Below are 14,243 nucleotides of genomic sequence, written 5' to 3' on the forward strand. Positions count from 1 at the left end.
ACCGGGGAGGTCAGGCCCGGCCGTCCTGGTTCCGGGCCAGCCAGTCGGAGGCCTCGGTGAAGTCCGCGTCCGATGTGCCCGCCCGCAGAGGGCGTACGTCCGCCGTGGTCACGCCGGCCCGCGGATAGGAGCCGAGGAACCGGACGTTCGGGCAGATCCGCTTCAGCCCCATCAGCGCCTCGCCGACCCTGCGGTCGGAGATATGGCCTTCGGCGTCCAGCGCGAAGCAGTAGTTCCCGATCCCCGCACCTGTCGGCCGGGACTGGATCAGCATCAGGTTCACCCCGCGCACCGCGAACTCCTGGAGCAGTTCGAGCAGCGCGCCGGGGTGGTCGTCCCCGAGCCAGATGACCACGGAGGTCTTGTCCGCACCGGTCGGCGCCGACGGGCGGGCCGGGCGCCCCACCAGAACGAAGCGGGTCTGGGCGTTCTCCGCGTCGTGGATCTCGGTCACCAGCGGTTCGAGCCCATAGGTCGCCGCCGCGAACTCCCCGGCGAAGGCGGCGTCGTAGCGCCCCTCCTGCACGAGCCGGGCGCCGTCCGCGTTGGACGCCGCCGACTCCCATACGGCCTGGGGGAGATGGTCCGCCATCCAGTTGCGTACCTGCGGCTGCGCGGCCGGGTGCGCGGTGACCGTCTTGACGTCGGACAGCTTGGTGCCGGGACGTACGAGCAGGGCGAAGGTGATGGAGAGCAGCACTTCGCGGTAGATCATCAGCGGCTCACCGCTGGTCAGCTGGTCGAGCGTGGTGGTGATGCCGCCCTCGACGGAGTTCTCGATCGGTACGAGCGCCGCGGCGGCCGTGCCGTTGCGCACCGCGTCCAGCGCCGCCGGTACGGAGACCATCGGTACGAGTTCGCGGGTGGCGGCCTCCGGGAGCGTACGGAGGGCGACCTCGGTGAAGGTGCCTTCGGGGCCGAGATAGGCGTAGCGCGTGGCGGACATACCGTCACCCTAATGCGCCGGGTCGGCACGGCGTCCCCGTACGTGCCGACCCGTCCGGCAGCGGACGCGGTCCACGCGCGTGCGCCCACCCCGCAGTGTGTTTACGACTCCAGGAGCCGCTGACCCACGTACTCCCCCTGCGCCGCACCGCCCGGCACGGCGAACAGCCCGCTCGCCTCGTGGCGGAGGAAGGGCGACAGCGCGTCACCCCGGTCGAGTTTGCGCTGCACGGGGACGAATCCGCGCAGGGGGTCCGCCTGCCAGCAGATGAACAGCAGCCCGGCGTCGGGGCTGCCGTCCGGGGAGATGCCGTCGTGGTACGAGAACGGGCGCCGCAGCATGGCGGCGCCGCTGTTGCGGTCGGGGGAGGAGATGCGGGCGTGAGCGTTGTCGGGGATCAGCAGCTTGCCGTCCGGGCCCGCCTTGTCGAGGTCCATCTCGGTGGTCTCGGTGCCGCCGCTGAGCGGGGCGCCGTCCGCCTTGCGCCGCCCGATGACCCGTTCCTGACGTTCCACCGGGAGCTTCTCCCAGTCGTCGAGCAGCATCCTGATCCGTCGGACCACCGCGTACGAGCCACCCGTCAGCCAGTCGTACGCGGCGTCCTGGGTGCTCGCCGCAACGAAGACACGCTGGTCGAAGTCGCTGTCGGCGGGCTTCGGGTTGCCGGTGCCGTCGATCTGGCCCATGAGGTTGCGGGCGGTCATCGGTTTCGCGGTGGCGCCGGGGGTGCGGTTGAAGCCGTCCATCTGCCAGCGGACGGTGGCCGTCGTAGCGGCCTCCTTCTGTACGGCCCGCAACGCGTGAAAGGCGACGAGCGCGTCGTCGGCCCCGATCTGCACCCAGAGGTCGCCGTTGGACCGGCCGGCGTCGAGGCGGTCGGCGGAGAACGGTGGCAGTGGGTCGAGTCCCGGCGGACGGTGAGCCTTCAGGCCCGTCCGTTCGAAGAAGGTGGCGCCGAAGCCGAAGGTGACGGTCAGCGAGGACGGTCCGGCGTCCAGTGCGATGCCGGTGTCGTGCCCGGTGCCGTCCGCCGAGCCGCCGGTGACGGGTGCGCCGGCCATCAGCCGCTCGGCCGTGGCCGACCAGCGGCGCATCAGGGCTGCCGCCTCCCTGCGTCCTGCCCCGGGGGCCAGGTCGAAGGCGATGAGGTGGCCGCGGGCCTGAAGCGGAGTGGTGATCCCCGGTTGATGTTTCCCGTGAAACATCACTTCGGTGGAGCCCACCGTGGTCAATGCCGCCGGTGCGTCGTCCTGGGTCGCGGCGTAGCCGGTGGCGCCGCCGGCCGCCCCGAGGACCAGGCCGGTGGCCCCGGCCGCTCCCGCGGTTCCGAGCAGCCGCCGCCGGGAGATCGCGCCGGTCGCCCGGGCACCGGAATCGCTTCCGGTGCGCCTGTTCCGGCCGTCCGCGCCACTCGACGTGGCCGTGCTGTCTGTGCTGTCTGTCCGGTGTCCGCTCACGGTCCTGCTCAGCCGATCTTGACGTTCTTGTCGACCGTGATCTGGTCGATGTCCGAGGTTCGTACGGTGACCGCGACGTTCCAGTCGCCCGCGATCGGGATCTGGATTCCGGTGGAGGTCCAGTGGCCCTCGGTCAGCCGCACGGGGACGGCCGGCAGGGGCCCGATGTCCTTGGACTTCAGGGTGAAGGCGAGCTTCACCTCGGGGACGTCCATGGCCTTCCCGTCGATGCCGTCGATCCAGAGGTGCACCACGTTGGCTCCGACGTGCCCGGGGTCCAGGTCCATGCGGACCGTGCCCTTGCCGTTCTCGCCGCCGGTGTCGAAGGGCAGGGTGAGGTTGACGGGGCCGCTCGCCACCGGCGCGGCGGCCGGTGCGGACGAGCGCGCCGCCTCCTCCTCGGTGCGACCGGGCTCGGTGGAGGTCAGGATGGTGGTCACCGCCAGCAGCGCCACCGCGACCCCGACCTCGGCCAGCACCGAGCGGCGCAGGCCGGACCGGTCGGGGTCGGCGTCACGTATCCGCTTCTTCTCCGCGGTCGCCACGGCCGCCTGCTGCCGCGCGAGCTGGGCGGCGCGCGCGGGATCCTCGGAGGCCGCCGCCTGCGGGGTCTCCGCGTCGACGGCCGTGGGGCTCGCCTCAGATGTGTCCGCGTTCGTGACCCCGCCCGTCGCCAGCCGGGCGGTCCACCGGCGCGAGATCCCGGCGATCCCGACGAGGACGGCGACGAGACCCACCTTCACCAGCAGCAACTGCCCGTATCCGGTGCCGGTCAGCGCGGACCAGGAGCCGACCTGGCGCCAGGACTGGTAGATCCCGGTCGCGGTGAGGACGAGCACGCTGATGAACGCGATCCGTGAGAACCGGCGTACCGCGCCCGCGGTGATGTCGGGGGTGCGGTACAGCGCGATCAGCAGGGCGGTCAGCCCGCCCAGCCAGGCCGCGACGGCCAGCAGGTGGAGCACGTCGACAGGCATCGCGATACCGGGCTGGATCCCGGTCGACGCGTGTTCGGCCAGGGCCCAGGTCCCGGCGATCCCGGCGGCGATGACCGCACCACCGATGGCGAGACCGAAGGTGAGGTCCTTCTTCTCGCGTTCGTCCTCGCGCTTCGCGTACGCCCCGAACAGCACCGCGATGAACAACGCACTGGCACCGAGCAGCAGCAGCCGCGAGACCAGAGCGGCGCCGGGCTTGGTGTCCAGCACCGCCTTGAGGCCGTCGAGGTCGAACGCGTCGCCGAGTTTCCCCGAGCCGGTGTACGGGCTGCGCAGCAGCAGCATCGCGAGTGTGGCCGCGGTGAGGGTCATCCAGCCGCGGACCACGAGGCGCTGCAGCGGACGGGCGCCCGCTCCGCGCTGCCAGCAGGCCAGCACGAACGCGGCGCCGCCCGCCAGCACGATGAATCCGGCGTACGCGGCGTAGCGGGCGATGCCGTAGAGCGTGCCGACCAGGCCGCCGCCGGCCTCGCTGTCCGGGAGGGCGACGGCCGTCTCGGAGGGCGCACCGATGGAGAAGGTGAATGCTCCGGAGACGGGGTGGCTGTCGGCGGAGACGGCCTGCCAGGCGACGGTGTACGTGCCGTCGGGCAGCCCGGTGTGCAGGGCGACGCCGTACTTCACGGTCGAGCCGCTGTGCAGGTCGCGCGGGGCGTCCTCGGTGTCCGCGCGCTTGCCGTCCGGGTCCAGGACCCGGATGGACCCCTCGCCCATGGCAACTTGCTCGGAGAAGGTGAGCGTGACGGCCTTGGGCGCGGTAGCGACCACCGCCCCGTCCTGCGGGTCGCTCCCGGTGAGCGCGGCGTGCGCCGACGCGGGGCCCGCGACGGCCAGCAGCAGACCGAACACCACGCCGGCCAGGGCGGCGAGGAGCCCGGCGACGGCGAGCGGCCGACGCGGGGCGGATGCGGACGGGGAGCGCCCGAAGGGCGGGGCGGTGGCTGTCATGGTGTGTCAGTCCCTCACTGCTTCTTCGGGTTGTGGGTGGTCTCCTTCACGGGAAGGTCGACCTTCATGGGGCCGGCCTTCTCGAAGTGCAGTTCCACGGACACGGTCTCGCCCTGCTTGGGCTGCTGCTTGAGCTTCATGAACATGATGTGGTTTCCACCGCGTTCCAGATCCAGCTCACCGCCCGCGGGTACGTCGAAGGACGTCACCATGCGCATGGCCTGGTTCTTCGTCTCGTGGATCGTGACGTCGTCCGAGAGCGGACTGGTGACCGAGGTGAGGCGGTCGGAGCTGCCGCCGTCGTTCCGTACGACGAGGAAGGCCGCGGCCATGTCGTTGACGGGCTGCGGCATGAACGCGCCCATGACCTTCAGCTCCGGTTTGCCGTCCGAGGAACACCCCGTCAGCGCCAGCCCGGTGGAGAGGGCCAGGACGCCGGCGAGGGTGGTGCGGCGGTTCACGGCTTGTCCCCCTTGACCAGTTTGGGGAGATCCTTGGTGTAGTCGTCGGGAGTCGTGTCCTCGCTGTACAGCACGTAACCCTGGTCGGTCTTCGGGGAGAAGGCGATGACCTGGGAGCCGTGCATCGAGACGACCGTGCCGTCCTTCTCCTTCTTCGGAGCGTCGATACCGATGCCGATCTGCCGGGCGCCCGCCTGGATGGTCGGGAAGTCGCCGGTGAGACCGATGAAGGACGGGTCCTGGGCCTTGAGCCAGGAGCCCAGCGAGGCCGGGGTGTCCCGCTCCGGGTCGGTGGTGACGAAGACGACCTGGAGCTTCTCCTGGTCGGCCTTGGGGAGGGACTTCTTGGCGATCGCGATGTTGCTCATGATGAGCGGGCAGACGTCGGGGCAGTTGGTGTAGCCGAAGTAGATGAGTGTCGGCTTGCCCTTGGTCTGCTCGCGCAGGTCGTACTTCTTGCCGTGAGTGTCGGTCAGGACGAGATTCGGCTTGGTGAACGGCTGGTCGAGCACCGTCGCGGCCTGCGTCTTCGCCTCCACCGACACATCGGCGATGGGCTTCTTGCTGTCGTTGTCACTGCCGCCACAGGCGGACAGGGTGAGCGCGGCCGCGGCGACGAGCGCCGCGGCCAGCACAGACTTCTTAACCATGGAGCACTGTTCCTGATGGGTCGGTGGAGCGGGTGGGACTGGCGGATGGGACGTGTGCGTGGGACTGGTGCACGGACGTTCAGGCGGTACGGCGACGGCCGGCCAGGACGCCGAAGGCGACGCCCGCGACGCCGATGACGATGCCGACGATGCCGAGCACACGGGCCGTGGTGTCACTGGAGGAGGCCGCCGAGGCCGCCGTCTGCTCGTCCTTCGCGTGGTCGTCCGTGGCGTTCTTGTCGGCGGAGTCCGAGCCGGAGGCGGCGGTGGCGCCGTGCGCGTCCTCGGCGGCCGCGGTCAGCTTGAGGACCGGGGCGGGGCTCTCGGGCTCCTCCGCGCCCTCCTTCTGCTCCTCGATCCAGCGCACGACTTCCTTGTTGTCGTACGTCTGGATGGCCTTGAACACCAGCTGGTCGGCATCCTCCGGGAGCTGCCCGACCGAGAGCGGGAACTGCTGGAAGCGGCCGGGCTCGATCTTGCTGCCGGCCGCGGTCCAGGTGACCTTGGACACGGCTTCGTTGATCTTCTTGCCGTGCATGTCGAGCGGCTTGGCCAGCTTGCTGGTGGTCACCTTGATGTCCCAGCCGGGCACGGGCTGCGGCATGACGGATGCCAGCGGGTGGTCGGTGGGGAAGTTGACTTCGAGCTTGGTCGTCGCGGAGTCGTCGCGCTCGTTGGGGACCTTGAAGTTGATGACGGCGTAACCGCCCTTGGCGGCCTCGCCCTGCGGCTGGACGCTGACGTGGGCCGAGGCCGTACCGGCGAGGATCAGCACGGTGGACGCGGCGACGCCGCCGGCGAGAGCGATGCGGGAAACGTTCATGGCAGGGATCACTCCACAGATGCACGAAGGAAGGGTGCTCCGGCGCGCGGGTGCGCGACGGGTCGCGACACCTCTTCCTCACGAGCGGCGTGCGTACGAGAACCCGTACCGGCACCGCGAGGGTGCGTGGCAGGGGCGCGCGGGCATCGCTTGGAGGGCGTCGCGTCAGGCTGCGAGGGTGAATACGGAGGGCGGCCCGCGCCTGATCACCATGTGCTGCAAGGGATCCCCGGTGGCCGGGGGCGGTGCGTCCGCCGCGGTACGGGAGATACGCGGCCCGGTCGTCGGCCCGCCGGGAAGCCCCGCGCGCAGCGCGGCCACGAGGACGAGCGCGGCGCGCAACGCCCGCAGCCGTGCCCCGGCCGCCACCTGCTGGGCGCCGTGGAGCGACAGCCGGGCGAGGCGGAAGAGAGCGACCTCGCCGCGCCGCAGCAGCCAGCCGGCGGCCAGCGCGGCCAGCAGATGGCCGAGCACCATGGGAAGGTCCGGCAGCATCCCGGCAAAGCCGGCCGGACCGGTGGAAGGGGCGGCCGCCAGGTGCTGATGGGCCTGGCCGGTCACCGATGCCGGGTCGATGCCCGCGGTGGTGACGATGTGGTGGGCGTCGGCGGCGTTCAACCGTTCGGGCCCGGCGCCGCAGACGAGGTTCGCCGCGAACCGGATCAGCGCGTCCTCGCCGGCCGGTACCCGGGGCGAGGCGGTGTGCGTACCCACGCCGAAGAGCGTGTGCAGGACCAGCTGTCCGCCGGCCAGGGCGGCGGCGATGGACGGCAGTGAGCGTTCGCGTCCGGCGAGGGGGGCCGTCACCGCGAGGATCCCGAGGAATCCGGCGAGCAGCGTCCACCAGGGGACCGTCGCACAGGCCGCCAGCGCGTGCCCGGCCGCGGACAACGCGACACAGACCGCGGCGAACACCGCGGCCCTCGACAGCCGCATACCGGCTCCGGCGCGTCCCACAGACGTAGTCATGGCCGAGACATCATCCCACTGCACCCCCCGCCCCCGTACGGCAGGTCCGGAAGGTCGTCTTCCGCCCGAATGGGCGGGAGCCGGGCCGTTCGGACCGGTTACGGACGGGGCAGAACGGTCGTGTGGGCCGGGGATGCACAGGTGTGGCGAATACGGGTATCCGCCGAATGAGCGGTCTCACACCCCGCCCGTGCTTACGAACGGCCTCGGGCGGCAATACGTATCGGTATGTCGAGCCGCAGCCAGGAGGCTGGAGCATGAGCATCTGGTGGTCACTCCATTTGCGGCGCGAAGCTGCGAGCGTTCCGCTCGCCCGACGGTTCCTGCTGGGCACGATGGAATCAGCGGGCGTGGACCCGGACATCTCCTTCGACCTGTCGCTCGCCCTGAGCGAAGCCTGTGCCAACGCCGTCGAACACGGCGGGACACACGGAGACCCGGGCGATGGGGCGGAGACCTGGGAAGCCTGGGAGGAGCCGTCCGGTACTGCCAGCGGGCAGTACCGGGTCACCGCGTATCTGGACGGCGAGAAATGCCGTATCGAAGTCGCCGATTCCGGACCGGGGTTCCCCGCGAGGCGCGCACTTCGCACTGCCGCACAGCAACACGAAGCAGAGCAGCACCACGAGCCGGAGCTGCACGACGCACCGCAGCCGTACACAGCCAAGCAGCAGTACCCACCGCAGTACGCCGAGCACCCGCCGCTCACCGCTGAGGACGGGCGGGGGCTGTGTCTCATCGAGCAGCTCGCCGATCACGTTCACTTCGGCAACCGGCCGGGGCACGGCGGGGCGGTGGTGAGTTTCGACAAGGTCCTGAAATGGCGGGAGGGCGCCCTGCTCATGGCCTCCTGAGCAGGGCGCCCTCCGGCGCGCGGTACGGGGCGGGCGGTCAGCCCTTGAGCCGGGCCATCCACGCCTCGACCTCGTCGGCCTGCCGCGGCAGCTTGTCCGAGAGGTTCCGGTTGCCGTCCTCGGTGACGAGGATGTCGTCCTCGATCCGGACGCCGATGCCGCGGTACTCCTCGGGCACGGTCAGGTCGTCGGCCTGGAAGTAGAGACCGGGCTCCACGGTGAGGCAGACGCCGGGCTCCAGCGTCCCGTCGACGTACGACTCGGTCCGCGCGGCGGCGCAGTCGTGGACGTCCATGCCGAGCATGTGACCGGTGCCGTGCAGCGTCCAGCGGCGCTGGAGCCCCAGCTCCAGGACCTCGTCCACGGTCCGGTCGCCGAGCAGGCCCCACTCGACGAGCTTCTCGGCGAGCACGCGCTGAGCGGCGTCGTGGAAGTCGCGGAAGCCCGCGCCGGGCTTCACCGCGGCGATGCCGGCCTCCTGCGCCTCGTACACCGCGTCGTAGATCTTCCGCTGCAGCGGCGTGAACGTGCCGTTGATGGGAAGCGTGCGGGTCACGTCGGCGGTGTAGAGGTCGTTGGTCTCCACGCCGGCGTCGAGCAGCAGCAGTTCGCCCGAGCGAACCGCGCCGTCGTTGCGTACCCAGTGCAGGGTGGTGGCGTGCGGGCCGGCGGCGCAGATCGAGCCGTAGCCGATGTCGTTGCCCTCGATACGGGCGCGGAGGAAGAACGTTCCCTCGATGTAGCGTTCGCTCGTCGCCTCGGCCTTGTCGAGGACCTTCACGACGTCCTCGAAGCCGCGCGCGGTGATGTCGCAGGCCTTCTGCAGCTCCGCGATCTCGAAGGCGTCCTTGACCAGACGTGCCTCGGAGACGAAGACACGCAGTTCCTCGTCGCGCTCCGCGGTGACCTTGTCGGTGAGCGCGGCCTCGATGCCGGCGTCGTGCCCGCGGACGTTGCGGACCGGGCCCGTGGCCTCGGCCAGCGCGGCGGGCAGCTCGCGGACGTCCTTCGCCGGAATGCCGAGCAGCTTCTCGGCCTCGGTGAGGGAGTGACGGCGGCCGACCCACAGCTCGCCCTGGCCGTCGAGCCAGAACTCGCCGTTCTCCCGGTCGGAACGCGGCAGCAGGTAGACGGTCGCCTCGTGGCCGTCGCCCTTCGGCTCCAGGACGAGGACGCCGTCCTGCGTCTGGTCGCCGGTGAGATACGCGTACTCGGTGGAGGCACGGAAGGCGTACTCGGTGTCATTGGACCGCGTCTTCAGCCGGCCGGCCGGGATGACCAGCCGCTCGCCCGGGAAGCGCGCCGAGAGCGCGGCGCGGCGGTCGGCGGTGTGCGCGGCCTGGGCGATCGGCTCCAGGCCGTGCAGCTCGGTGTCGGCCCAACCGGACTTCATGCTCGCGGCGAGCTCATCGGAGACGCCCGGGTACAGGCCGTTCTTCCGCTGCTTGACCGGCTCTGCCTCTTCGGTCTCCGGGTTCTCCGGGGTGAGCTCCTCAGACACGACTTGTCTCTCCTTGATACGACACTGGACCCCCTCCATCGTACGGGCGTACGGAAGGGGGCCCAGGGCCGGAAGACCTCTTACACAGGATGGTCCGCCCGCTACCGGCGGGCGCGGGGCGGCTCAGTCGAAGCGTGCCGCGAGCAGGACCACGTCCTCGGTGCAGTCGCCCCGGTCGATCCCGTCGGGCAGCACGGTGCGCACCACATGGTCGGCGACCGATCCGGCGTCGTGCCGCAGCGCCCTCGGGACGCTCGCCGCGGCCGAATGGAGCCGTGCGAACGCCCGGTCCATCGAGTCACCGGCGCGACGCAGCAGACCGTCGGTGTACAGCAGGACCGTCTCGCCGGGCGCCGGGGCGATCTCCACGCTCGGCGCCTCCCAGCACGCGAGCATGCCGAGGGGAGCGGAGAGGGTCGTCTCGACGAACTCGGTGCGCCGGTCGCCGACGATCAGCGGCGGAGTGTGCCCGGCACCGGCCAGCAGGATCTTGCGGCGCGCGGGCTCGCAGTAGGCGAAGAGCGCGGTCGCGGAACGGGCCGGCTCGGTCAGCCGCATCAGGAGTTCGAGATCGGAGAGCACGGCGACCGGATCCTCGCCCTCCATCACCGCGTACGCCCGCAGGCCTGCGCGCAGCCGGCCCATGGCGGCCAGGGCGCTGGGCCCGGAGCCGCCGACCGAACCCACGGAGAGACCGAGCGCTCCTTCCGGCAGCGCCAGCGCGTCGTACCAGTCGCTGCCGCTCTGCGCCGCGGCGTGATGGCGCACGGCCAGCTGTACGCCGGGGACGCGGGGCAGCCGGCTGGGCAGGAGTTCCTCGGCGATGGTGGCGACGTCGGTCCTGGCCCGCTCCAGTTCCAGCAGCCGGGCCAGGTGTTCGGAGGCGTACCCGGCGTACAGGCCGACGAGGTGGCGCTGGCGTTCGAGCGGCTCGGCGGGTTCGTCGTAGAGCCAGACCGCGGCGGCGAGCCGGCCGGTCCGCTCGGTGGTGAGCGGCAGCGCGTAACTGGCGGCGTAGCCCAGGCGGGCGGCGACCTCGCGCCTGCGGGGGTCCAGGCTGGTGTCGCCGAGCAGATCAGGGGTGGTCAGCGGGCCGTCGGCGTTCGGCAGACCTTCAAGGATGCGGCCGTAGGAGGTGGCACTCCGCGGAACCGTCTCGATCTGGCCGAGCTCCGCGTGGGCCAGCCCGAGACCGATGGTGCTGACGGGGCCGCGGCGGTCGGACGGCTCGAAGGCGATCAGCCCGCGACGGGCGCCGACGAGCGCGGCCCCGGCGTCGAGCAGCTCGTGCAGGGCGTCGTCGAGGGTGCTGGTTCTGGCCAGCCGTTCGGTGAGCTCGTGCAGCGTCGTGAGGTCGGAGACCCAGCCCGCCAGACGGTCCTGGATGAAGGCGCCGGGCGCGGCCGGCACCTCGGAGAGAGGCCCGGCAGTGTGCGCCGAAACCTGAACTGTGGGATCGATTCCAGCCACTTTCGGCAGGTGTGGGGCGCTCATGGTCGCCGGCTTTCCGACTGGTTTGTTTCGTCGAATAGCATCGCAAACCCCCATGTCATTCTGCGCCGCTATCAGTGCATCCACATGTACACGCACAAGTAAGGCGATGTCCAGCATTGTCCCCACGGGATTTGTGGTGTCCGTGGGGTGAGTAACTTGGCCAAAAAATGCACCATGCGGCAGTCATTTGCGGTCGACTGAGGGTGCTCGACCGGGGGTTGCCCCCGGGTGAAGTGCCAGGGGGAGCGTCATTCCGGGCATGCTGGGTACGTAAATCGGTAGATGGCAGGAGACGGTTCCGACCGCCTCCGGAACCTGGCAGCGGGCCCGGACGTCCTCACCTGTGACGGCCACGCCCCACCCCCGAGTGGCGGGGTCGTACGACGGACGGCAGGCGCGGCGCGCGCCCTGCACCTCGCGACATTCTCGACTGGAACCGGCTCGATTCGGCTCAGCACAGCTCAGGCTCGGTATCGACGACCAACCCGTACCGCAGGCTCGACGAGCATGTACACACAGTGAAGTTCCGCACACGTGTTGTGACGCGCGCGTGGTGTGATGTGGACCCTCGGCGTTCAACGGAAAGGAACGAGCGCTCATGCGCGAGATCCTCGGAAGGCGACGCAGGCTCCGGCTGGGACGCAGGGGCGGGACCGCCCGGCTCGACGCAGCCCTGACTTGTGCCACCGCATGGCAGTGGCCCGTGCTCCCGGGGGTGGGCCTCCAGGCGGCCGGCGGCCGTGGTGAGCGCGGCCGTGGCTGCGCCTGTCCCGACCCCGAGTGCGCCGTTCCCGGCGCGCACCCCTTCGATCCCGGACTGCTCGCCGCTACCACCGACGCCCGGATGGTGCGCTGGTGGTGGACGAACCGCCCCACCGCGCCGCTCCTGCTGGCCACGGGCGGGCGTGCGCCGTGTGCGCTGAGCCTGCCGGCGGTGGCCGGGGCCCGCGCACTGGCGGAACTCGACCGGATGGGCATGAGGCTGGGCCCCGTGGTGGCGACGCCGACCCGGTGGTCGCTGTTGGTCGCTCCGTACACGCTCGAACGGCTCGGTGAACTGCTGCACGCGCAGGACTGGGTGCCCAGTTCGTTGCGTTTCCACGGCGAGGGTGGCTATCTCGTCCTTCCGCCGTCGGAGATCGGCACGGGGCAGGTGCGCTGGGAGCGGGCGCCGGAGCGGGTGTCCCGGCAGGGCTCCGGTGGCGGGGCGCAGGTCCGGGCGGTGGCGTCGCCGTGGCTGCCGGAGGTGGGGGCGCTTCTGGACGCGCTGGTCGAGGCGAGCAACAGCGCCCCGGACGGCGGAAGCCGGCTCGCCTACTGAGCTGCGGGCTGCCGGGCGGTGGGCTTCTTCGCCCGTTCTTCGTCCGTTTCCTCGTCCGCTGCTTCGCCCGTTTCTTCGCGCGCCGTCATTACCGAGCGCTGTCGGCTCCCTGGCGTATCACTTCGGGGCGAGGCGATCGGCAGGGTCCGTTTCGGTCATTCCGTGCGGGCCGTTTCGGTCATGCAAAGTCTGCCGGTGCAAAGTCCGTCGGTGGTCGGCTTTCTGATGCGCTTTCCGAAAACCGTTCGATCTCCCTTCGAAGATCTCTTCGGGACATGTTTCGCGGCGAAATCGGAAAGGGGCGCGTCCGACGGCTTCTGTCCGATTCTGAGTGGTCCGGTGACCGCACGGAGTCGTTGTCGACGCGGGATCCAACGAGGCGCCCACGGTGGCGGGTTGACGCCGGGCCACATGGCAGACGCATCAAGGCTGTCGGAAGGGCGGCCGGGCCGAGGTGCGGGGCGGGCGGGGAAGCCGGGGGCGCGGCCGGTGTCTGTGCAGGGCCTGTGCGCGGTTCGTGCGCCGGGTGGTGCGCCGTGCCCGGACATGAGGATGCCCGATCGCTGGCGACGGGGGATGCACCAGCGACCGGGCTTCCAGAACGGTAACAAGAGATCTGCTGTTCGCAAATTCGATCTCGCGTATTCGGACAGCGATTTACCTGTGAGTACGGGGAGTTGTGACGGGCGTCACCGTACGCTCCGGGTGATGGTCACTGTCAGCTGAGGGTCACTTGGCGGTTGGTGAGCCCGCCACGGGCCCGACGCTCCTCGGCGCTGAGCGGCGCGTCCGACGCGAGCGCCGTCGCGAGCCGCTCAGCGAACGCGACGGCGGGCTTCTCGCACTCCTCGGCACCCATCGAGCTCGGCAGGTCCCAGACCGGGACCATCAGGCCGTGCGCGCGGAAGGAGCCGACCAGCCGGGTCCCCTCGCCGAGCGAGGAGGTGCCGGCGGCGTGCAGCCGGGCGAGCGCGTCCAGGAGCCGCTCCTCGGGGTGCGGCATGACCCAGCGCAGGTGGTTCTTCTCCGGGGTCTCGCACCAGTAGGCGGCGTCCACCCCGGAAAGCAGGACGGTCGGGAGCGCCGCGTCGTTGGCGCGCTCCAGGGAAGCGGACACCTCGGCGGTGGCGTTCTCCGCGTCGGGCACCCAGAACTCGAAACCCGAGTGCACGACGGGCGCGAACGGGGCGTCGGCGTCCAGGAGGTCCTGGAGGCGCGGCCCTTCGGCCGGTACGCGCCGGGCGGCGACGGGCGAGCCGGGCTCGGCCTCCAGCGCCCGCTGGAGCGTGTCGGCGAGGTCGCGGCTGAGGTCGCCGGAAGAGGTGTCGTTCTGCAGGGCGAGCAGCACCGAACCGTCGTCGCGCCGCAGTGCGGGCCACGCCATCGGGAGGACGGTCGCGAGCGTCACCGACGGCACACCCTCGGGAAGTCCGCCCTTCAGCGTCAGTTCGACCGTGGCCGCGGGCACCAGCTCGCGCAGCGCGACCCAGTCGCATTCGCCGGGCAGGCCCTCGAAGGGGCGCTGGACGAGTTCGGCCACGGCCTGGGCGGCGGCGCGGCCGTGACAGGCCTTGTAACGGCGGCCCGAACCGCACGGGCAGGGCTCGCGAGCCCCGACCACCGGGATCTCGCCGTCGTCAAGCTGCTGCTTCCCGGCCTTGGTCTGAGGGCGCTTCTTCGCCATGGTGGGCTTTCTCCCGATTGCGACAGTGCGGTCTGGGCCGCGAGCCTAGCCGCCCGTGCGCCGCACGGGGCACAGCCGACCCGGCAGCAGGCCCCCCGGGGGGACAGGTCTCCCGGTGCTCCGGGCGTTCGGCGGTC

The 14,243-nt window shown here is 71.0% G+C and carries 12 protein-coding genes; 2 read left to right on the top strand and 10 right to left on the bottom strand.

Annotated features, from left to right (window positions below):
- Window positions 1-10 precede the first annotated feature (10 nt).
- The 7 genes from pheA to OG446_RS18920 all read right to left on the bottom strand — a co-directional run bounded on the left by pheA (window position 11) and on the right by OG446_RS18920 (window position 7,252).
- Complete coding sequence (gene pheA, locus OG446_RS18890) at window positions 11-946, bottom strand: prephenate dehydratase (RefSeq protein ID WP_328895151.1); 936 nt, start codon at window positions 944-946, stop codon at window positions 11-13.
- A 101-nt stretch (window positions 947-1,047) separates the two neighbouring features.
- Entirely contained in the window at window positions 1,048-2,295 is a 1,248-nt protein-coding gene (gene efeB, locus OG446_RS18895; protein WP_328898338.1) for an iron uptake transporter deferrochelatase/peroxidase subunit, read from the bottom strand.
- Window positions 2,296-2,411: 116 nt separating this feature from the next.
- The gene (locus OG446_RS18900; protein ID WP_328895152.1) at window positions 2,412-4,349 is read right to left on the bottom strand and encodes a copper resistance CopC/CopD family protein; all 1,938 of its coding nucleotides are present in this window, start codon (window positions 4,347-4,349) and stop codon (window positions 2,412-2,414) included.
- 14 nt (window positions 4,350-4,363) lie between these two features.
- Complete coding sequence (locus OG446_RS18905) at window positions 4,364-4,810, bottom strand: copper chaperone PCu(A)C (protein WP_328895153.1); 447 nt, start codon at window positions 4,808-4,810, stop codon at window positions 4,364-4,366.
- On the bottom strand, window positions 4,807-5,460 hold the full coding sequence (locus OG446_RS18910; protein WP_328895154.1) for an SCO family protein: 654 nt from the start codon (window positions 5,458-5,460) through the stop codon (window positions 4,807-4,809). The genes OG446_RS18905 and OG446_RS18910 overlap by 4 nt, the downstream gene beginning before the upstream one ends.
- Window positions 5,461-5,539: 79 nt before the next feature.
- Entirely contained in the window at window positions 5,540-6,283 is a 744-nt protein-coding gene (locus tag OG446_RS18915) for a YcnI family copper-binding membrane protein (RefSeq protein ID WP_328895155.1), read from the bottom strand.
- A gap of 165 nt (window positions 6,284-6,448) precedes the next feature.
- Entirely contained in the window at window positions 6,449-7,252 is an 804-nt protein-coding gene (locus OG446_RS18920) for a hypothetical protein (protein ID WP_328895156.1), read from the bottom strand.
- 257 nt (window positions 7,253-7,509) lie between these two features.
- On the opposite strand from OG446_RS18920, the gene OG446_RS18925 reads away from it, so the two are divergent.
- Window positions 7,510-8,106, top strand: a complete 597-nt coding sequence (locus tag OG446_RS18925) for an ATP-binding protein (RefSeq protein WP_328895157.1) — start codon at window positions 7,510-7,512, stop codon at window positions 8,104-8,106.
- Between the two features lie 37 nt (window positions 8,107-8,143).
- Here the strand turns inward: OG446_RS18925 and OG446_RS18930 are convergent, their stop codons facing one another.
- Both OG446_RS18930 and OG446_RS18935 read right to left on the bottom strand, forming a co-directional pair.
- Entirely contained in the window at window positions 8,144-9,607 is a 1,464-nt protein-coding gene (locus OG446_RS18930; RefSeq protein WP_328895158.1) for an aminopeptidase P family protein, read from the bottom strand.
- A 123-nt stretch (window positions 9,608-9,730) separates the two neighbouring features.
- Window positions 9,731-11,218, bottom strand: coding sequence for a PP2C family protein-serine/threonine phosphatase (locus tag OG446_RS18935; RefSeq protein WP_328895159.1), 1,488 nt, complete (start codon window positions 11,216-11,218; stop codon window positions 9,731-9,733).
- A gap of 481 nt (window positions 11,219-11,699) precedes the next feature.
- Here OG446_RS18935 and OG446_RS18940 point away from each other — a divergent pair, with 481 nt between their 5' ends.
- Entirely contained in the window at window positions 11,700-12,422 is a 723-nt protein-coding gene (locus OG446_RS18940; RefSeq protein WP_328895160.1) for a bifunctional DNA primase/polymerase, read from the top strand.
- A gap of 718 nt (window positions 12,423-13,140) precedes the next feature.
- On the opposite strand, the gene OG446_RS18945 is transcribed toward OG446_RS18940, so the two are convergent.
- Window positions 13,141-14,106: a DUF5926 family protein gene (locus OG446_RS18945; protein WP_328895161.1), complete on the bottom strand. Its 966-nt coding sequence runs from the start codon at window positions 14,104-14,106 to the stop codon at window positions 13,141-13,143.
- Between the last annotated feature and the right edge of the window lie 137 nt (window positions 14,107-14,243).

Origin of the sequence: Streptomyces sp. NBC_00236, from assembly GCF_036195045.1 — a bacterium.
Classification (GTDB): domain Bacteria; phylum Actinomycetota; class Actinomycetes; order Streptomycetales; family Streptomycetaceae; genus Streptomyces.

What these genes read in the sequence shown, in the direction of transcription:
- pheA (WP_328895151.1), bottom strand. Translation starts at nt 946, where the DNA reads ATGTCCGCCACGCGCTACGCCTATCTCGGCCCCGAAGGCACCTTCACC.
- OG446_RS18900 (WP_328895152.1), bottom strand. Translation starts at nt 4,349, where the DNA reads ATGACAGCCACCGCCCCGCCCTTCGGGCGCTCCCCGTCCGCATCCGCC.
- OG446_RS18910 (WP_328895154.1), bottom strand. Translation starts at nt 5,460, where the DNA reads ATGGTTAAGAAGTCTGTGCTGGCCGCGGCGCTCGTCGCCGCGGCCGCG.
- OG446_RS18915 (WP_328895155.1), bottom strand. Translation starts at nt 6,283, where the DNA reads ATGAACGTTTCCCGCATCGCTCTCGCCGGCGGCGTCGCCGCGTCCACC.
- OG446_RS18920 (WP_328895156.1), bottom strand. Translation starts at nt 7,252, where the DNA reads ATGACTACGTCTGTGGGACGCGCCGGAGCCGGTATGCGGCTGTCGAGG.
- OG446_RS18925 (WP_328895157.1), top strand. Translation starts at nt 7,510, where the DNA reads ATGAGCATCTGGTGGTCACTCCATTTGCGGCGCGAAGCTGCGAGCGTT.
- OG446_RS18935 (WP_328895159.1), bottom strand. Translation starts at nt 11,218, where the DNA reads ATGCTGGACATCGCCTTACTTGTGCGTGTACATGTGGATGCACTGATA.
- OG446_RS18940 (WP_328895160.1), top strand. Translation starts at nt 11,700, where the DNA reads ATGCGCGAGATCCTCGGAAGGCGACGCAGGCTCCGGCTGGGACGCAGG.
- OG446_RS18945 (WP_328895161.1), bottom strand. Translation starts at nt 14,106, where the DNA reads ATGGCGAAGAAGCGCCCTCAGACCAAGGCCGGGAAGCAGCAGCTTGAC.